Annotated in this window: 14 protein-coding genes and 2 tRNA genes; 13 read left to right on the top strand and 3 right to left on the bottom strand. The window is 36.6% G+C overall.

What is annotated here, in order from left to right; genetic code table 11:
* Positions 1–121: 121 nt before the first annotated feature.
* From Y10_RS00080 to pgl, 4 genes are read left to right on the top strand one after another with little or no spacing between them, the layout of a single operon-like run.
* Positions 122–577, top strand: coding sequence for an RpiB/LacA/LacB family sugar-phosphate isomerase (locus tag Y10_RS00080; RefSeq protein WP_281763315.1), 456 nt, complete (start codon positions 122–124; stop codon positions 575–577).
* Positions 578–608: 31 nt separating this feature from the next.
* Positions 609–2018 carry an NADP-dependent phosphogluconate dehydrogenase gene (gene gndA, locus Y10_RS00075; RefSeq protein ID WP_281763314.1) on the top strand — a complete coding sequence of 470 codons (1410 nt, stop codon included), beginning with the start codon at positions 609–611 and terminating at the stop codon, positions 2016–2018.
* Positions 2019–2045: 27 nt separating this feature from the next.
* Positions 2046–3566, top strand: coding sequence for a glucose-6-phosphate dehydrogenase (gene zwf, locus Y10_RS00070; RefSeq protein WP_281763313.1), 1521 nt, complete (start codon positions 2046–2048; stop codon positions 3564–3566).
* Entirely contained in the window at positions 3560–4273 is a 714-nt protein-coding gene (gene pgl, locus Y10_RS00065; protein WP_281763312.1) for a 6-phosphogluconolactonase, read from the top strand. The genes zwf and pgl overlap by 7 nt, the downstream gene beginning before the upstream one ends.
* Positions 4274–4419: 146 nt before the next feature.
* Here pgl and Y10_RS00060 read toward each other — a convergent pair whose 3' ends face one another.
* The 3 genes from Y10_RS00060 to Y10_RS00050 all read right to left on the bottom strand — a co-directional run bounded on the left by Y10_RS00060 (position 4420) and on the right by Y10_RS00050 (position 11829).
* Positions 4420–5832: a glutamate synthase subunit beta gene (locus tag Y10_RS00060; protein WP_281763311.1), complete on the bottom strand. Its 1413-nt coding sequence runs from the start codon at positions 5830–5832 to the stop codon at positions 4420–4422.
* A 5-nt stretch (positions 5833–5837) separates the two neighbouring features.
* A complete protein-coding gene (gene gltB, locus Y10_RS00055; RefSeq protein ID WP_281763310.1) occupies positions 5838–10316 on the bottom strand; it encodes a glutamate synthase large subunit in 4479 nt (1492 codons plus the stop codon).
* A gap of 370 nt (positions 10317–10686) precedes the next feature.
* Positions 10687–11829, bottom strand: coding sequence for an acyl-CoA dehydrogenase (locus Y10_RS00050; protein WP_281763309.1), 1143 nt, complete (start codon positions 11827–11829; stop codon positions 10687–10689).
* Between the two features lie 95 nt (positions 11830–11924).
* Between Y10_RS00050 and Y10_RS00045 the strand changes: the two genes are divergently transcribed.
* The 9 genes from Y10_RS00045 to Y10_RS00005 all read left to right on the top strand — a co-directional run bounded on the left by Y10_RS00045 (position 11925) and on the right by Y10_RS00005 (position 19347).
* Positions 11925–12983: an anhydro-N-acetylmuramic acid kinase gene (locus Y10_RS00045; RefSeq protein WP_281763308.1), complete on the top strand. Its 1059-nt coding sequence runs from the start codon at positions 11925–11927 to the stop codon at positions 12981–12983.
* A gap of 187 nt (positions 12984–13170) precedes the next feature.
* The gene (locus Y10_RS00040) at positions 13171–14397 is read left to right on the top strand and encodes a Glu/Leu/Phe/Val dehydrogenase dimerization domain-containing protein (RefSeq protein WP_281763307.1); all 1227 of its coding nucleotides are present in this window, start codon (positions 13171–13173) and stop codon (positions 14395–14397) included.
* A gap of 30 nt (positions 14398–14427) precedes the next feature.
* Positions 14428–15789 (top strand): sodium:proton antiporter NhaD, encoded by a 1362-nt coding sequence (gene nhaD, locus Y10_RS00035; RefSeq protein WP_281763306.1) that lies wholly within the window; start codon positions 14428–14430, stop codon positions 15787–15789.
* Between the two features lie 148 nt (positions 15790–15937).
* Positions 15938–16642, top strand: a complete 705-nt coding sequence (locus Y10_RS00030) for a MotA/TolQ/ExbB proton channel family protein (protein ID WP_281763305.1) — start codon at positions 15938–15940, stop codon at positions 16640–16642.
* A 7-nt stretch (positions 16643–16649) separates the two neighbouring features.
* Complete coding sequence (locus tag Y10_RS00025; protein ID WP_281763304.1) at positions 16650–17036, top strand: ExbD/TolR family protein; 387 nt, start codon at positions 16650–16652, stop codon at positions 17034–17036.
* Positions 17037–17042: 6 nt separating this feature from the next.
* The gene (locus tag Y10_RS00020) at positions 17043–17858 is read left to right on the top strand and encodes an energy transducer TonB (RefSeq protein WP_281763303.1); all 816 of its coding nucleotides are present in this window, start codon (positions 17043–17045) and stop codon (positions 17856–17858) included.
* A 19-nt stretch (positions 17859–17877) separates the two neighbouring features.
* Positions 17878–19092: a bifunctional folylpolyglutamate synthase/dihydrofolate synthase gene (locus Y10_RS00015; protein ID WP_281763302.1), complete on the top strand. Its 1215-nt coding sequence runs from the start codon at positions 17878–17880 to the stop codon at positions 19090–19092.
* Positions 19093–19159: 67 nt separating this feature from the next.
* Positions 19160–19234: transfer RNA gene (locus Y10_RS00010), tRNA-Val, on the top strand.
* Positions 19235–19272: 38 nt separating this feature from the next.
* A tRNA-Val gene (locus Y10_RS00005) sits at positions 19273–19347 on the top strand.
* Positions 19348–19466 lie beyond the last annotated feature (119 nt).

The raw sequence follows: 19466 nt of genomic DNA, 5'->3' as shown, positions 1-19466 counted from the left end.
ATTTTCTGATACAGCGTTTTAAAATCATAATAAAATCTTAATTGCATGTTTTCATGGTCTCAGCCCGAATAAAATAGTTAATTTTATTCTTTCAAAATAAGTTTTTGAATAAAAGACCCTTATGAAAATCGGAATTGCTGCAGATCATGCTGGACTAGAGCAAAAGCAAAACATCGTTAGCCTACTAAAATCTAATGGATATCAGGTAATAGACTACGGTGCCGATGAGTTTATACCCGACGATGACTACCCAGATATTATTGCGCCTTTAGCAAAGGCAATTCAAAACCAAGAAGTAAACCGTGGTATTGCGGTATGCGGAAGTGGTGTAGGAGTGTCTATTGCTGCTAATAAATTTGCAGGTGTAAGAGCTGCTTTGGTTTCTGAAACCTATTCTGCACACCAAGGTGTAGAACACGACGACATGAATTTAATATGTGTTGGTGGCAGGGTATTGGGCACTTCACTTATTTGGGAATTACTTCAAGCTTTTTTACAAGCAGAATTTCAAGGAGAAGAACGTTTTTCTAGAAGGCTTCAAAAAGTATTGAAGTTAGAGAAAGATAATTTTAAATAATAAACACTTACATAACAATTAATATATAAACATGGAAGAATTTGATTTTGGAATGGTTGGTTTAGGAGTAATGGGAAGAAACCTATTACTAAACATGGCCGATCATGGTTTTTCTGTTGCCGGATTAGATTTAGATGCAGAGAAAGCTGCCTCTCTTGAGCAAGAAGCTACAGAAGAACATAAGGTTAAAGGAACCACCGATGCCCAAAGTTTTGTGGCACTTATAAAAAAACCAAGAGCTATAATGTTATTAGTACCTGCTGGGAAGCCAGTAGATGCAGTTATAAACTCATTGTTACCATATTTAGAAGAAGGAGATATAGTAGTTGACGGAGGAAACTCTTATTTTCCTGATACCAACAGACGTGTAGAAGAGCTTGAGGCTAAAGGAATACACTTTTTTGGTATGGGTATTTCCGGTGGAGAAAAAGGAGCACGTTTTGGTCCTAGTATGATGCCAGGAGGTAACCAAAGTGCCTATGAGCGCTTACGCCCAATTTTTGAGGCTATTGCTGCTAAGGTAAACGGAGAGCCTTGCGTTACCTATTTAGGTAAAGGAAGTGCTGGTAACTATACTAAAATGGTACATAATGGTATTGAGTATGCTATTATGGAATTAATTGCTGAAACCTACGATCTTTTAAAAAGAGGTTTTGGTGTTAAGAATGAAACCATTCAACAATTATTTGAAGACTGGAATAACTCTGAGTTGGCTTCTTTCCTTGTAGAAATTACAGCTGATATTCTTAAAAAGAATGATGAGGTTACCGGTAAAGGTTTATTACTAGATTATATTTCTGATACAGCAAGAGCAAAGGGAACAGGGAAATGGACTTCGCAAAATGCAATGGATATTCAGGCTCCGGTACCTTCTATTGATGCTGCTGTACAAATGAGAGATATTTCTAAGTACAAAGAAGAGCGGGTAGCGGCTTCTAAATTATTGCCTTATGATGGTATTGCTACCGATATTGATGAAGAGACTCTTTTAAAAACATTAAAAGATGCTTTTTACTTTAGCATGATTAATATTTATGCGCAAGGTATGGCACAATTGTATATTGCTTCTAAAGAGTATGACTACGGTTTACAATTAGAAGAAGTTGCAAAAATTTGGAGAGGTGGATGTATCATCCGTGCAGTATGTCTTGAAGACTTTAGAAAAGCATACGATGCTAACAAAGATTTACCAAACTTATTATTAGATGCTACACTAGCTGAAAAAGTTGGTGCAACACAACAAGCTGCTAGAGATGTGGTAAAACTAGCAGTAGATAAAGGGGTGCCTGTATCTGTATTTATGACGGCATTGGCGTATTTTGATTCTTATAGAAGCGAAACATTGCCAACTAACTTAATACAGGCGCAGAGAGATTTCTTCGGAGCACACAAATATGAAAGAACAGATGTAGATGGAATTTTCCATACCGAGTGGAATTAAGCAAACCCCAAACAACCCAAATTAGTTATGAAAACAGAAAAAAAAGCAGCTCCTACCATTGTGGTTATCTTTGGTGGAACAGGAGATTTAGCACACAGAAAGTTACTTCCGGCATTTTTTAATCTGTATATGGATGGAAGAATGGCCGATGACTTCGCAGTGTTTGGACTGGGAAGAACTGAGCTTACAGATGAAGATTATCAAAAAATGGCTTATAAAAGTCTAAAGGAATTCTCTAGAAGAACTCCTGAGAAAAAAGACTGGGAAGCATTCAAAGATAATATCAACTATTTTCAATCGGATATTAACGATGAGAAGTCTTATAAAGACCTTCTTAAGAAAATGGAAGCCTTAGATAAGAAATGGGGTAAAAGAGCCAACAGATTATTTTATTTGTCCGTGTCTCCTAAGTTTATCGAAACCATTTCAGTGAACTTAAAAAAGCAAGGGCTTGCAGCTGAAGATGATCAGGATAGAGTAATTATTGAAAAGCCTTTTGGTTATGATAAAGACTCTGCTATTGAGCTAAACAAGCTAATAAATAACTCTTTTAAAGAAGAGCAGATTTATAGAATAGATCACTTTTTAGGTAAAGAAACTGTTCAGAATATTTTGGCATTCCGTTTTGGTAATGCGTTGTTTGAGCCTCTTTGGAACCGCAATTATATTGATTATGTTCAAATTACGGTAGCTGAGAAAGTTGGTGTAGAAGATAGAGGTGGCTACTACGAATCATCTGGAGCCTTGAGAGATATGATTCAGAATCACTTATTGCAAATTATGTGTATGGTGGCTATGGAAGCACCAACTTCTATGGATGCTGAACAAATAAGAGATAGAAAAGTAGATGTTTTAAAAGCTATTAGACGCTTAAAACCAGAAGAAGTAAACCGTAATGCCGTTAGAGGGCAATATGGAGAAGGCTGGTTAGAGGGTGAAAAAGTTCCTGGTTACAGAGAAGAAAACGGAACGAGTGAAACATCTAATACCGAAACATTTGCAGCTATTAAGTTTTACCTAGATAACTGGCGCTGGCAAAACGTACCGTTCTATCTAAGAACAGGTAAACGTATGCAAGAAAAAACATCTTCGGTTACTATTCAGTTTAAGCCAGTGCCTCATGCTACTTTTCCAGGTGCGGCATCAGATAATTTAATGCCTAATAAGTTAACTATAAACTTACAACCACAAATGGATATCCGTTTGCGTTTTATGGTGAAACGCCCAGGTTTAGAAATGAATTTGAAACCTGCGGAAATGGTATTTAATTATGATAGCTGTTCTACACATACGCCAGAGGCTTATGAAACCTTGTTGTTGGATGCTATGTTAGGTGATACCACCTTATTTATGCGTTCTGACCAAGTGGAAGAGGCGTGGGATGCTATAGAAACAATACTAGAATCATGGGATAGCCGTGAGTCTATTAACTTCCCGAATTACCAAGCAGGGAGTTGGGGACCAGAAAATGCCGAAGCATTAATTGCACAGGATGGGCATGTATGGTCGGTGAATACTATGAAACGAAAAAATAACAAAGAATGTTAAACGTATTTGAGGAAGTTACTGCTTTAAATGAGGCGGTAGCTTCTTACTTTATAGAAAAGGCTAATGAAGCCATTAAAAAGCATAATAAGTTTACGGTAGCGCTTACTGGTGGTTCTTCTCCTGCGGGAATGTACTCACTGCTAACTACAGTTTACAAAGATGCTGTAGATTGGTCTAAAGTATATGTTTTTTGGTGTGACGAGCGTTGGGTGCCTATTGATGATGAGCGAAGCAATGCAGGAAATGCTTATACTGATTTTTTAAATAAGGTAGCCATTCCTGAAAGCCAAATTTACCCAATGTGGAAAGAAGGAGTAGCTCCTGAAGAATATGCCGATACGTATGCGGCTATTTTAGAAGAAGTATTAGCTAATGGTAAAACTTTTGATTTAATATTTCTAGGTATGGGAGATGATGGGCATACTGCATCATTATTTCCTGGAGAAGCAGTTATTGAAGAGCAAGAGAAAAAAGTGGTGGCTTATTTCTTAAAACCTCAAGATATGTACAGAATTACGTTAACTGCACCACTTATAAATAGTGCGGCTAATGTTGCATTTTTAGCGTTTGGTGCTAAAAAAGCTCCTGCCTTATACGAGGTGTTAAAAGGAGAACCGAATGTAAAAACATATCCGGCACAAATTATTAAACCAGATACAGGTAGTGCTGTATGGTTTGTAGATGCCGCTGCAGCTGAGAAGTTGTAAAAATTAATCGCATATAATATAGAAAAACGCAGTTCGGTAGGGCTGCGTTTTTTTGTTGTGTAATAGCTTGTTTTAAACTCAAAAAAGAGACCCAAGGAAAATTGTAGGTCTCTTTTTAATGAAAAAAACTATTACTACTTAAATTCTTATACCGTGTACATGGCTTTTATTTGTTTAGCAGCGTCTCTACCTTCGGCTATGGCATTTACTACTAAAGATTGCCCTGTTCTGGCATCTCCTGCAAGAAAATATTTTGAGTTTCCTGAAGCATAGTTCTTCAGGTGAAATGGTTTTCTATCAAACGTTATTTTTTCAGTAAAGTATTGCGCATTTTCTGGCCCGGTAAAGCCAATTGCAATAAACAAAGCATCGCAAGGTATGGTGCGTGTGGTATTAGGTACTACCTCTTTAACACGGTTACCTTTAGCATCTCTACCAATTACAACTTCGGTTATAGTAACGGAATGTAATGTGTTGTTTTGGTCTACATGAAACTCTTTGGCGTAGCTTTTAAATATTCTATTACAACCTTCTTTATGCGAAGTACTCTCTGAGTATTTTAAAGCATCCATTGGCCATGGTGTTTTATCTGATCTTTTTAAAGGTGGGCGTTCATGGTAATCTAGCTCTGTAATACTAGCTGCCCCATCTCTATTGGCAGTACCTATACAGTCAGAGCCTGTATCTCCACCTCCTATAACAATAACATGCTTATCCTTTACATCTATCGTTCTTTCAGTGTTTTCGCCAGAAACAAAGCGGTTTGCCTCTGTAAGGTAGTCCATCGCATAGTATACGCCCTTGATATCTGAAATGTCTGCATCGTATTTTCTGTGGGCTTGCGCACCAACCGCTAGAATAATGGTTTCAAATTCACTTTCTAAGTCTTCTAAAGAAATATCTTTACCAATATCTACACCTGTTTTAAAAGTAATGCCTGCTTCTTTCAATACCTGAATTCTACGCTCTACAAATTTCTTTTCCAGTTTAAAGTCGGGTATACCATAGCGTAATAAGCCACCCGCTTCTTGGTCCTTTTCAAAAACAGTAACCGAAAATCCGTAACTATTTAAAAAATGTGCGGCTGCTAAGCCTGCAGGTCCAGACCCAATAACGGCAATTTTGATGCCTATATAACTGTCGGGTTTTGCTGGTTTTACATAGTTGTTAGCAAATGCTTTTTCCGCAATTGTTTTTTCTATTTCTTCTATGGTTACCGCATCGCTATTAATACCTAACACACAACCATCTTCACAAGGTGCCGGACAAATTCTTCCGGTAAACTCAGGGAATGGATTGGTTTTTAATAATATGTTATAGGCATCTTCCCAACGTTCTTCAAACGCTGCCTTGTTAAAGTCGGGTATATTGTTTTCTAATGGACATTTAAAGTGGCAAAAAGGTACGCCACAGTCCATGCATCTAGCTGCTTGTTCTTTTTCTGCTTTAGGCTCAAATGGAGCGTAAAACTCTTTAAAGTGTTTTACTCTAGTTTCAGGTTGTTCAGCCTTCGCAGTCTCTCTTTTATATTTTAAAAATCCGTCAGTGTTACTAGCCATACCTATTATTTTTGAACCTCTAGTGTTTGTTGTGATAAAATTTTCTTGTACTCGGTTGGAATAATCTTCACAAACTTGGTTACATACGTATCCCAGTCGGCAAGTATTTCTTTTCCAAAACTACTGTTAGTGTATTCTATATGTTGCTGAATTTTACCTTTAATAAATTCTATTTCCTCTTGTCTGAAGGTGTCATATTCTATCATTTCCATATTCAGCATATCTTCAAAATTTTCCTGATTTTTCAGAACATAGGCAATACCACCACTCATACCTGCACCAAAGTTTCTACCAATAGTACCTAGTATGATTACTCTTCCTCCGGTCATGTACTCACATCCATGGGCACCAATACCTTCTGCAATAACGTGAGCCCCAGAATTTCTAACAGCAAAACGTTCACCCGCACGCCCGTTTATGTAAACATCTCCGCTGGTAGCTCCATATAGCGCAACGTTTCCTGTAATAGAGTTTTCTCTAGATTTAAAGGTAGCAATGCGGTTCTTTTTAACTACCAGTGTAGCACCAGATAATCCTTTTCCTAAATAGTCGTTGGACTCTCCAGTTAGTACTAAGCGCATGTTTTCATTAGTAAAAGATCCAAAACTTTGTCCGGCAGAACCTTCAAATTCAAGTGCTATAAACGGCGGTTTTTTCTGGTTCTCTTTTTGAAACTTAACTTGGTAGTAAGAGAGTGTAGCACCAACGGCTCTGTCTAGGTTTATAATTTTATACTTCTTAGAAATGTTTTCACCGGTACTAAATTTAGGTAGTAAATCGTTTACCATACGTTGGTTTAAACTACCTTCTAAATCAAAAGCCTGACATATAAATGCGTGGTTGGTAACATTATATTGGTTTTCTGGTTTAAACAAAATAGGGGTTAAGTCTAAATTGTTCAGTTTCCAGAAAGCATCTTTTTTGCTTTCTTTTAAAACATCGGTTTTACCTACCATTTCGTTAATGGTTTTAAAACCAAGTTTAGCCATAATTTCACGTAACTCAGTTGCAATATGTGTAAAATAGTTTACTACATATTCTGGTTTACCAGAGAACAATTCTCGTAGGGTTTTGTTCTGAGTAGCTACCCCAACAGGGCAGGTGTTTGTATGGCATTTACGCATCATAATACAACCTTGTGTTACTAAGGCGGCAGTAGAAATACTCCATTCTTCGGCGCCTAATAGTGTAGCAATGGCAATATCTCTAGCAGTACGTAATTGTCCGTCTGTTTGTAATACCACACGGTCTCTTAAACCATTCATTACTAACGTTTGGTTAGCTTCTGCTAAACCAAGTTCCCACGGTAACCCTGCGTGTTTAATAGAGCTGATAGGAGAAGCTCCTGTACCACCATCGTAACCAGAAATCATAATGGCTTCTGCTTTTGCTTTGGCAACTCCGGCAGCAATAGTACCTACACCTGCTTTAGACACTAATTTTACATTAATTCTAGCAGAAGGGTTGGCCGATTTTAAATCATATATCAACTGCGCTAAATCTTCAATAGAATAAATATCATGGTGTGGTGGTGGTGATATTAAACTTACACCTGGGGTAGCATTACGTACCCTACCAATCCATTCATCTACTTTAAATCCTGGTAATTGTCCGCCTTCTCCTGGTTTAGCACCTTGCGCTACTTTAATTTGCAACTCATTAGCTTCCGATAGGTATTCAATGGTAACTCCAAATCTACCCGATGCTACCTGTTTGATGGAAGAGCGCATGTTATCACCGTTTTCAAGAGGGGTGTAACGTTTTTCATCTTCGCCGCCTTCACCAGAGTTTGATTTACCGCCAATTTTGTTCATGGCAATAGCTAATGAAGTATGAGCTTCCCATGACAATGAACCAAATGACATGGCGCCGGTAGAAAAACGTTTTAATATACTCTCTACAGGTTCTACTTCTTCAATAGGCACCGGTACACGCATTTTAAATTTCAATAGGCTTCTTAACGAAACTCTACTTGAATTATCTATAACTTCAGCAAAGCGTTTGTATTGCTGATAATCGTTTTTCCAAGCACATTGTTGTAACAAATGGATAGCTTCTGGCGAGAATAAATGTTCTTCTCCGTCTTTTTTCCATTGGAAATATCCTCCTGCTTGTAAATAGTTGGTATGTTCGTTATAAGCAAAAGAATGTTTGCTAAGTATTTCTCGTGAAATATCGTCAAACATTAAACCGCCAATTCTACTTACGGTGCCAGTAAAGGAGTATTCAATAACCTCAGGGTGTATCCCCACGGCTTCAAATATCTGTGCTCCGTGGTACGATTGTAAGGTAGAGATTCCCATTTTAGAGAATATTTTTAATAGCCCTTGGTTTACAGATTTTATATAATGATTATAAGCTTTTTCGGTATCTATTTCACCTTTGCTTTCTTTTACAATTTCATCAATGTTGGCAAAGGTCATATAAGGGTTTACTACATTGGCACCATAACCAATAAGCGTAGCAAAGTGGTGCGATTCCATTACATCTCCTGCTTCTACAGCAATTCCTGTTCTAACTCTTAATTTTTTACGTGTTAGATGATGGTGAATGGTACCTGTAGCTAATAAAGAAGGAATAGGAGCGTAGAGCTCGTTAGCTTCTCTATCAGATAGTAATAATATATTCATACCCTCATCTAAAAGAGCTTTGTCTGCCTCTTTACAAAGTTGCTCTAAGGCTTCTTTAAGTCTACCCGGTTTTCCGTCTGCAAGATATACAGCGTTAAGCTGTCGGGTTCTAAAGTTGGTATGGTCAATTTGTCTAATCTTTTCTAATTGCTCATTGGTAACTACCGGGTTTTCAAAGGTAATTTGTTTACAATGTGCAGGTGTACTAGAAAGTATGTTGAATGATCTACCAATACTTGTTTTGGTAGACATCATCACACGTTCCCTTAGCGGGTCTATAGGTGGGTTACTTACCTGAGCAAAGTGTTGCTTAAAGTAATTGCTTAAATGCTGAGGTTTTTCTGATAATACCGCTAAGGGTGTATCAGCTCCCATAGAGCCAATAGGTTCTTTACCTCCTGTTACGGTATCTACCAAATTACGGTGAAGATCTTCTTCGGTATAGCCAAACATTTTCTGTTTGGTGAAAAGTTGGTCTTCTTTAATGGTGTACTGTAGTTTTCTTTCAGGAAGATTGTCAATTTCTATTTCATTATTCTCTAACCATTTACCATAAGGTTTTTCAGTAACAATTTTTTTCTTTACTTCTTCGTCTTCAATAAACTCTTCTTTGTTCAGGTCTATTAAAAAGATTCTTCCTGGCTCTAGGCGTCCTTTACGTAAAATGTTCTCTTCCTCAACAGGTAGCGCCCCAGCTTCAGATGATAATATAATTCTTCCATCTTTGGTGAAGCAGAATCTAGAAGGTCTTAGTCCGTTACGGTCTAGTGTAGCCCCAACAATTTCTCCATTGGTGAAACATAAAGAAGCAGGCCCATCCCATGGTTCTATTAAAGAAGCATGGTATTGGTAAAACTCTTTGCGCTGCTTATCCATAATATCATCTTCTTGCCAAGCTTCAGGAATAAGCATCATCATACTATTTTGTAAACTTCTACCACCTTGGTATAATAACTCTAACATGTTGTCTAAGTTGCAAGAGTCAGAATTTGTGTGCTTTACTATAGGATTTAATGTAGAGATATCTTGTGGTGAGAAATAAGACGATTCTAAATGATTCTGGAAAGATTGCATCCAGTTTACATTTCCTTGAATGGTATTGATTTCTCCGTTATGTGCTAAAAATCTAAAAGGCTGTGCAAGGTGCCATTTAGGGAATGTATTGGTAGAGAATCTTGAATGTATTAAAATGATTCTACTTTTAAATAAAGGATTGGTTATATCCTTATAATAATCTTTTAATTGAAAGGTAGTTAACTGACCTTTATAAATAATAGTTTTAGAGGAAAAGGATGGGATATAAAAATCCTCATCTGTCATATTTCTACTCGTATGTATGGTGTTGGTAATCTCTTTGCGTAAAACATACAAACGGCGCTCAAACTCTTTAGGGTTTTCAGCAAAGGTTTCATGGGTTACAAAAAGTTGCTCAATGGCAGGTTCTGTACTTTTAGGGGTGTCACCTAACGTACTGTTGTCTACAGGAACTTTTCGGTATCCTATAAGTTCAAAATCATTTTTCTCAAGAATAACATTAATATCATTTCTGCATTTAGATTTTAAATGTTTGTCGCTTGGCATAAATAGCATAGCTACCCCGTATTTGCCTGCTTCCGGCAAATCGAGTCCCAGATAATCAAGCTGACTTTTAAAGAATTCATCGGGTATTTGAGTTAGCATTCCTGCACCATCACCTGAGCATACATCTATACCTGTACCTCCTCGGTGTTCCATGTTTTCTAACATAGTAATTCCATCTAGCACCAGCTGGTGGTTAGCCTCTCCTTTTACCTGAGTAATGAAGCCAATTCCACATGCATCATGTTCAAAGCTTTCTCTATATAATCCGCTCATTCTATTTATGTTATTTATTTGAGATATGTTTACTAATTTATGTTATTAGTTATAAATATTTAACTAAAATTAACAGTAATTTGAAATTAATGTGTAATTTTTAAATTACAGTTGTTAAATTGATAATGCTTTATTTTTTATTATGAAGTTATTTATAAATTATCAAAAAAACAAGGAAGTGAGTAGTGGTAGTATGGTGATTTAGTGGGGTGTAGTGGTTTAAAAATGTATTTTTTGTAGAAATACCCCTATAAATAATGGGGTGATGTAGAAGATGAATCATATAAATAGAAAAACTCCCCTATAACTAGGGGAGTTTACAAAATGATAAAAGTAATTGTTTGTAAAAATTGATTAATTTCAAGCTGAATTAGTCTTTTAAGACAGCTCTTGAAATTACTATTTTTTGTATTTCAGATGTTCCTTCGTAAATCTGGGTTATTTTGGCGTCTCTCATAAGTCTTTCAACATGATATTCTTTTACATATCCGTTTCCACCGTGAATTTGTACTGCCTCTATAGTGGTATCCATGGCTACCTGTGATGCATATAATTTTGCCATAGCACCCGATAAATCATAGTTTTCTTTATTGTCTTTATCTTTTGCTGCTTTGTATACTAGCATTCTTGCAGCTTCAATTTGCGTATGCATATCTGCAAGTTTAAAAGCAATGGCTTGGTGGTTGCAAATTTCTGTACCAAACGACTTACGTACTTTAGAGTATTCTTTAGCAAGTTCATAAGCTCCTGCTGCAATACCTAAGGCTTGTGCTGCAATACCAATACGCCCACCGGCTAATACCTTCATGGCAAACTTAAAACCAAACCCATCTTCCCCAATGCGGTTTTCTTTAGGCACTTTCACATCGGTAAACATTAAAGAGTGTGTATCAGACCCTCTAATACCAAGTTTTTGTTCTTTTGCTCCTATCTCAAAACCTTCCCATCCTTTTTCTATAATAAAAGCATTGATACCTTTATGTTTTAATTCAGGGTGAGTTTGTGCAATAACCAAATAGAAGTCTGCTGTGCTACCATTCGTAATCCAGTTTTTTGTGCCGTTTAAAACATAGTGGTCATCTTTCTCAAACGCTGTAGTTTTTTGAGAAGTAGCATCACTACCAGCTTCTGGTTCCGATAGGCAAAAAGCACCAATAGATTCGCCTGAAGCCAATTTGGTTAGGTATTTTTCTTTTTGTTCTTCGGTTCCGTACGCTTCAAGTCCCCAACAAACTAATGAGTTGTTAACCGACATCACTACCGAAGCAGAAGCGTCTATTTTAGAAATTTCTTCCATGGCAATAACGTAGGAAAGGGTATCCATTCCGCCACCACCGTATTTAGGGTCAACCATCATTCCTAAAAAGCCAAGTTCTCCCATTTGTTTAACTTGGTCTTTCGGGAACTCTTGTTTTTCGTCTCTTTCTATAACTCCTGGTAATAGTTCAGCACGTGCAAAGTCTCTTGCCGCTTCCTGAATCATCAGGTGTTCTTCAGTTAAGGAAAAGTCCATATGAATGTAATATTATTAACAAATTATTGAAGTTCTGTTTCAAATATAGATGTAAAATATGATATTTTCAATATTCAATTGCTATTTTTACATATATGGAAAATGAAATATACAAGGTTGTAGGTGTTATGTCGGGTACTTCCTTAGATGGGGTAGACATTATTTACACCGAGTTACGTTTTAATAATGGATGGGATTACCAGATAAAACTTGGTGAAACCTATAGTTATCCGCCGGAATGGCAAAAACTTTTGGCAGATGCTATACACACTTCTAAAGAAGAGGTGGAGAAGTTAGATGTTAGCTATACCAAATATTTAGGTATACTAATTAAACAATTTATTACTGAAAATAATTTAGTAGATATAGATATGGTATGTTCTCATGGGCATACCATTTTTCATGATCCTGATAACGGTTACACAAAACAAATTGGCAATTTACAAGAAATTGCTGCTTATATAGGTTGTACCGTGGTGTGCGATTTTAGAGTGCAAGATGTTGCTATGGGTGGACAAGGAGCACCTTTGGTACCAATAGGAGATCAGTTGTTATTTAATAATTATAATTACTGTTTAAACTTAGGTGGTTTTGCAAATATATCTTTTGAGGAAAATGGTAAACGACTTGCTTTTGATGTGTGCCCCGTAAATATTGTGATGAACTATTATACCCGAAAAATAGGGTTAGAGTATGATGATGGTGGTGCTTTAGCTAAGTCTGGTAAGGTACATGCAGGTTTGTTGGTGGCGTTAAATGAATTACCTTTTTACCAACAATCGTATCCAAAATCGTTAGGGTTAGAGTGGGTGCAAAAAGAAGTGTTTCCTATTATTGATAGTTTTCAGTTAACGGTACCTGATATATTAAGAACTTTTGTACAGCATATAGTTGAGCAGGTTAGTCGGGTGGTAAAAAAAGATGCTTCTATGTTGGTAACTGGTGGCGGAGCTTATAATCTATTTTTAATGAGTTTAATGGTTACAGAAGCTCAGGTAAAGGTGGCGCCTGTAGATGAGAAACTTATAGAATTTAAGGAAGCTTTGGTATTTGCTTTTCTTGGGGTTTTAAAGGTTAGAGGAGAGGTGAATTGTTTGAGTAGTGTAACTGGCGCATTAAAAGATCATAGTTCTGGTGTTGTTTTTAATCCTTAAAGTGTTAAATCTTAATAATTTAATATACAAAGAAGTATTTTTAGAACATTAATAATACCTTTGTTATGAATGTGTTAGATAATTATCAAGCGTGTATGCTTATGATTAAACAAACAACCTAATTTATACGATGATACTAAACCTTTTACAATTTTTTATATTTGCCTCCCGTAACTAACACACGAACATGAAAGAATTATTAAAGAAATACGAGGATAAGGCTCCTGAAATAGTATTTAACTGGAAAGATTCAGAAACTGAAGCCGAAGGTTGGGCAGTTATAAACTCTTTAAGAGGAGGTGCAGCTGGTGGTGGTACGCGTATGAGGCTTGGTTTAGATATGAATGAGGTGTTATCTCTTGCTAAAACTATGGAGGTTAAATTTACTGTTTCTGGTCCGGCTATTGGTGGGGCTAAGTCAGGTATTAATTTTGACCCGAAAGACCCTAGAAAAAAAGGCGTTTTAGAAAGATGGTATAAAGCAGTTTCTCCTTTATTAAAAAGCTATTATGGTACTGGTGGTGATTTGAATGTAGATGAAATTCACGAAGTAATTCCAATTACCGAAAATTGTGGGGTATGGCATCCGCAAGAAGGTGTGTTTAACGGACACTTTCATCCAACAGAGGCAGATAAAATTAATAGAATAGGGCAATTACGCCAAGGCGTAATTAAGGTTTTAGAAAATACTCAATTTTCTCCTGATATTCATAAAAAGTATACGGTAGCAGATATGATTACCGGGTATGGTGTAGCAGAGGCGGTACATCATTTTTATAGTATTTATGATGGTGATATTAAAGGTAAAAGAGCTATAGTACAAGGTTTTGGAAACGTTGGGTCGGCAGCTGCTTATTATTTATCGCAAATGGGTGCTAAAATTGTTGGTATTATAGATATTGCTGGCGGATTAATTAACGAGGAAGGTTTTACGTTTGAAGAAATTAAGGACTTATTTTTAAATAAAAACGGAAATATGCTTCAGGCCGATAACCTAATCCCTTTTGAAGAAATCAATGAAAAGATATGGAATCTAGAAGCAGAAATATTTGCTCCTTGTGCTGCTTCACGTTTAATTACCAGAAACCAAATAGAATCCCTTATTAATGCAGGTTTAGAGGTGGTTTCTTGTGGGGCTAATGTACCTTTTGCAGATAAAGAAATTTTCTTTGGCGAGATTATGGAGTATGCAGATTCTAAAATTAGCTTAATTCCTGATTTTATTTCTAATTGTGGTATGGCAAGAGTATTTGCTTATTTTATGGAACGAAGAGTAGAAATGACCGATGAGGCTATTTTTGAAGATACTTCTAAGACTATTAGAAAGGCATTAGAAAAAACATACGAAAAAAGTACTAGCCTTACTGGTATTAGTAGTACTGCTTTTGAAATTGCATTAAACCAATTGTTATAACAAACAAATAAATAGTTAAGTATATTATACATGGAAACAATTATTATTATCGTATTCGTTTTAGGATACCTTGGTATTGCCTTTGAACATAGCGTTAAGGTAGATAAGCTTATCCCGGCATTAGTGATGATGGCTGTATTGTGGGCAATCATTGGGGTGGCTCATATGCCGGTTTTTGAGGTGAATACTGAATTAAGAGAGTTGGAGCCTACACATATTGATGAAATTTTATTGCATCATTTGGGTAAAACAGCAGAGATTATTGTCTTTCTTTTAGGAGCAATGACTATTGTAGAAATAATAGATTATTTCGATGGTTTTTCAACAATCAAGTCTTTTATTAAAACTAAAAAGAAGCGTACGCTGTTATGGATATTTTCTATTCTAGCATTTGTGCTTTCTGCAATTATAGATAACCTTACGGCAACTATTGTATTAATTACCATTTTACAGAAATTGGTGAATGATAAAGAGTTGCGTTTGTGGTTTGCAGGTATTATTATTATTGCTGCTAACGCGGGTGGTGCATGGTCTCCTATTGGTGATGTTACTACTACCATGCTTTGGATAGCAAATAAAGTAAGTGCACCTTCTTTGATAGAGCATGTTTTAGTGCCGTCTATTTTATGTTTTGCAGTGCCTACTTTTGTAGCATCAAGAATGAAAATTTTTGCTGGTAACGTTGAGGTAGATGAAAACGCAGAAGATGGGCCAGCCTCTAAATATGGTTCTACTATGTTTTACTTAGGGTTAGCGGGTATTGTATCTGTACCTGTATTTAAAATGATAACACACTTACCTCCGTATGTTGGTATGATGTTAGCGTTGGCGGTAGTAGCTACTTTTGCAGAGTTTTATAGTAATACAAAAATATCTATCTCTCACGTTGATGGGGAGAGTGAAGCGGCTTCACATCATAGTCCTGTTCATAGAGCATTATCTAAAATTGAGCTGCCAAGTATTTTATTCTTTTTAGGAATTTTATTAGCTGTGGCGGCTTTAGAGTCTTTAGGTATGTTGTTTGAGTTTGCGGGTGTTTTAGATGCTTCAATGCCAAAAATGGGTACCGAAACTGTTGGGGAGCATGTGTCTGATTTAACAGTGATGTTATTAGGTGCTGGTTCTGCGGTTATTGATAATGTACCTTTAGTAGCTGCTAGTATTGGTATGTTCTCTGTCCCTATAGATGATCCTGTATGGCATTTTATTGCTTTTTCTGCGGGTACTGGTGGTAGTATGCTAATCATTGGTTCTGCTGCAGGGGTAGTAGCAATGGGAATGGAAAAAATTAACTTTATGTGGTATCTTAAAAAGATCTCGTGGTTAGCCTTTTTAGGGTTTTTATCGGGTTCTATAGGATTTATGTTAATTAGAAATCTTATTTTAAATTAAATAATAAAATTTAGTTAAGATAATTGCCTTTTTAAAAGAAATCAACTTCTTTTAAAAAGGCAATTCTATTTTATGGGAAATTGAGTATCTTTCCATAATTTTAGATTGAAATCTACGTTAGTTAACAAAACTTATTACTAAATTATTTATGTTTTTATTTTTTCAGGAAAATTTAGCAGAGGGTGCAGTTGATGCTACTGCCGCAGCTACTCCAAAGGAAGAAACCTTTAGCATTATTGAACTTATTCTAGATGGTGGAATGAGTAGTGTAATTATTATTTCTATTCTGTTTATTATGCTAGGTGTGGCATTGTTCATTTATTTTGAACGAACTTTTGCTATTAAATCGGCTTCTAAAATAGATAGCAATTTCATGAATCAGATTAAAGATCATATTTCTAACGGTAAGTTAGATGCTGCTTTGATTTTATGTGGTAGTACAGATTCTCCTGTTGCCAGATTAATTGAAAAAGGGGTTTCTAGAATTGGAAAACCCTTAGAGGATATCAATAAGGCTATTGAAAATGCAGGAACATTAGAGGTGTATAAGCTTGAAAAAAATGTGAGTGTGTTAGCTACTATTGCAGGTGCTGGACCAATGATTGGTTTCTTAGGTACCGTAATAGGTATGATTATTGCTTTCCAAAATATGGCCAATAACAGCGGGCAGGCAGAAATGGGAGAACTTGCAGGTGGTATTTACACCGCTATGACAACTACTGTTGCTGGTTTAATTGTGGGTATTGTTGCTTATATAGGGTATAACCACTTAGTTGTAAAAACTGATAAAGTAGTGCACCAAATGGAGGCAAACGCAGTAGAGTTTTTAGATTTATTAAATGAACCTGTATAAGTAGTCTATGAAGTTAAGAGGAAGAAATAAAGTTAGTCCAGAGTTTAGCATGTCATCTATGACAGATATTGTATTTCTGTTATTGGTGTTCTTTATGCTAACGGCTAATTCTCCTAATGCTTTAGATTTATTGTTACCAAAAGCGAAGGGTAAAACTACCAAAAAGCAAAATGTATCAGTAAGTATTAATAAGAATCTAGAATATTATTTAGACGAAAAATTAATAGAAGCTGATAATTTGGAACAAGAATTGCAGACAGCTTTACAAGGGGAAGAAAAACCTACTATTATATTAAGAGTAGAAGAGTCTGTGCCAATTGAAAATGCGGTAACCGTAATGGATGTTGCGCAGCAGAATGATTTTAAAGTAATACTGGCGGTAAGGCCTAAATAACATGCTATGAGTTTTCTGGATACAAAGAATAAAAAGAAGTCGTTTACAATAACAGTGGTTTTGATGATACTGTTGTTGTTAATCATGTTTGTAACTGGAATGACCCGTTTTGATCCGCCTATAGAAAATGGAATAGCAGTTAACTTGGGTTATATGGATACCGGTAGTGGAGACGTACAACCCATGGAAAAAGTTAAGGTGACCCCACAACCAACACCTTCTCAACCACAAGAAGAAGTAGCTGAGGAAGAAGAGGTTTTAACGAGTGAGGAGGAAGATGTGCCCGTAGTGCCTACTGCTGAAAAGAAAGAAGAGGAAAAGCCAAAAGAGGAAACGCCTAAGTCTGAAAAGCCTAAAGTAAAAGAGAAACCAAAACCTGATAAATCCACCACAGAAACCTTAGGAGGTATTCTGGGGGCAGAAGCGGTAGATGGGAAAGAGGAAAACGGGCAGGGTCCTGGTAATGGTCCTGGTGATATAGGTAAAGAAGGCGGAGATCCGTATGCAACTGCCGTTTACGGGCCTGGTAATGGGAAAGGTTCTGGCGGTAGAGGTTGGGGATTAAATGGTAGAGGTACGCCTACTTTTCAGAGTGTTAAACAAGATTGTAACGAGTCTGGTACTGTAGTAGTAAGAATTGTAGTGAACAAAGCAGGCAATGTGATAGAGGCAAGATCTGGAGAACGTGGGACTACCAATACAGCTACTTGCTTAGCTGAACCGGCGGAGAAAATTGCAAAATCTTATAAATGGCCTAGAGATGATAATGCTCCAGAAAAGCAAATTGGTTTTGTGGTAGTGAAGTTTGATCTGGGGGAATAATTATTTTCCTTTTACATACATGAATTATCAGGAAACTTTAGATTGGTTGTTTAGTCAATTACCAATGTTTCAAACGCAAGGTGCTGTTGCGTTGAATAATAAATTAGATAATATTCTTCAATTTAGTGCTCATTTAGGGCATCCCGAAAATAAGTTTAAAAGTATACATGTGGCAGGAACCAATGGAAAAGGTTCCTCTAGCCACATGCTGGCTTCTGTACTGCAAGAAGCAGGTTATAAGGTAGGATTGTATACCTCACCGCATTTAAAGGACTTTAGAGAGCGAATTAGGATTAGTGGAAAGCCTGTTTCTGAAAACTCTGTAGTGGAGTTTGTAGCAAATCATAAAAGTTATTTTGAGGCCAATAGAATGTCGTTCTTTGAAATGACTGTAGGAATGGCTTTTGAAATGTTTGCGCAAGCACAAGTAGATGTGGCAGTGATAGAAGTGGGGCTAGGTGGAAGGTTAGATTCTACTAACATCATAACTCCGTTGGTGTCACTAATTACTAATATTGGGTTAGATCATGTAGATATGTTAGGGGATACATTGCCTAAAATAGCTAGAGAGAAGGCGGGTATTATTAAACCGCATATTCCGGTTGTAATTAGTGAATACCATTTAGAGACTGCTCCTGTGTTTAGGGAGGTAGCTGAAAAGAATGAAGCACCTCTTGTATTTGCTTCAGAAATGACGTTTAAGAGCTTTAAAACCGATTTGAAAGGGATTTATCAGAAAAAGAATATAAAGGGAGTATTGGCGGTTTTAGAGCAGTTAGATGAGGTGTTTGATATTTCGGAAGAAGCTATTTGTAATGGATTATTAAACGTGGTAAGCAATACAGGCTTACTGGGGCGTTGGCAATTGTTACGAGAGCACCCTAAGACTATTTGTGATACGGCGCATAATGTAGAAGGGCTAACTATTGTAATGGAACAATTGCAAGAAGAAACTTTTGACAAGTTACATATGGTGCTGGGTTTTGTGGGAGATAAGAATATTGACGGGGTTTTGGCACTTTTACCTACTAATGCGCACTATTATTTTACAAAACCAAACAACCGAAGAGCACTTTCAGAAGTAGATTTGAAAAATAAAGCAAAAAAATTTGGGTTGGTCGGAAAAACTTTCGAATCGGTAGAAATCGCCTATAATGCTGCTATTGAGAGTGCTACGGAAAAAGATTTTGTTTATGTTGGTGGAAGTAATTTTATTGTTGCAGAAATTGTTTGAAAAAATGCAATTTAATTTTGCATGATTAAAAAACTGTTATATATTTGCATCCGCATTTAAGCAATAAGGGCTCTTAGCTCAGTTGGTTTAGAGCACCTGCCTTACAAGCAGGGGGTCACTGGTTCGAATCCAGTAGGGCCCACAAGTTCTTCGGAACTTCTAGATTCTTATTGTTTAAATGGGCTCTTAGCTCAGTTGGTTTAGAGCACCTGCCTTACAAGCAGGGGGTCACTGGTTCGAATCCAGTAGGGCCCACAGAAAGAAAGACCGTCTTTTAGATGGTCTTTTTTTATTTATATTTTTAGTAGTTAGTTTTATATTCTTTTAAAGAAACAAAAAAGGAGGCTTATTAAGCCTCCTTTTTATTTTGTTAT

The organism is Neptunitalea lumnitzerae (assembly GCF_027924185.1).
GTDB lineage: Bacteria > Bacteroidota > Bacteroidia > Flavobacteriales > Flavobacteriaceae > Neptunitalea > Neptunitalea lumnitzerae.
The sequence above is the reverse complement of the archived record's forward strand: the minus strand, read 5'-3'. Positions and strand labels throughout refer to the sequence as shown.

Coding starts and splice junctions, on each gene's coding strand:
- gltB (WP_281763310.1), bottom strand. CDS start 10,316: ATGAGCGGATTATATAGAGAAAGCTTTGAACATGATGCATGTGGAATT.
- Y10_RS00040 (WP_281763307.1), top strand. CDS start 13,171: ATGAAAGAATTATTAAAGAAATACGAGGATAAGGCTCCTGAAATAGTA.
- Y10_RS00050 (WP_281763309.1), bottom strand. CDS start 11,829: ATGGACTTTTCCTTAACTGAAGAACACCTGATGATTCAGGAAGCGGCA.
- pgl (WP_281763312.1), top strand. CDS start 3,560: ATGTTAAACGTATTTGAGGAAGTTACTGCTTTAAATGAGGCGGTAGCT.
- Y10_RS00060 (WP_281763311.1), bottom strand. CDS start 5,832: ATGGCTAGTAACACTGACGGATTTTTAAAATATAAAAGAGAGACTGCG.
- Y10_RS00025 (WP_281763304.1), top strand. CDS start 16,650: ATGAAGTTAAGAGGAAGAAATAAAGTTAGTCCAGAGTTTAGCATGTCA.
- Y10_RS00015 (WP_281763302.1), top strand. CDS start 17,878: ATGAATTATCAGGAAACTTTAGATTGGTTGTTTAGTCAATTACCAATG.
- nhaD (WP_281763306.1), top strand. CDS start 14,428: ATGGAAACAATTATTATTATCGTATTCGTTTTAGGATACCTTGGTATT.
- zwf (WP_281763313.1), top strand. CDS start 2,046: ATGAAAACAGAAAAAAAAGCAGCTCCTACCATTGTGGTTATCTTTGGT.
- Y10_RS00030 (WP_281763305.1), top strand. CDS start 15,938: ATGTTTTTATTTTTTCAGGAAAATTTAGCAGAGGGTGCAGTTGATGCT.
- Y10_RS00080 (WP_281763315.1), top strand. CDS start 122: ATGAAAATCGGAATTGCTGCAGATCATGCTGGACTAGAGCAAAAGCAA.
- Y10_RS00045 (WP_281763308.1), top strand. CDS start 11,925: ATGGAAAATGAAATATACAAGGTTGTAGGTGTTATGTCGGGTACTTCC.
- Y10_RS00020 (WP_281763303.1), top strand. CDS start 17,043: ATGAGTTTTCTGGATACAAAGAATAAAAAGAAGTCGTTTACAATAACA.
- gndA (WP_281763314.1), top strand. CDS start 609: ATGGAAGAATTTGATTTTGGAATGGTTGGTTTAGGAGTAATGGGAAGA.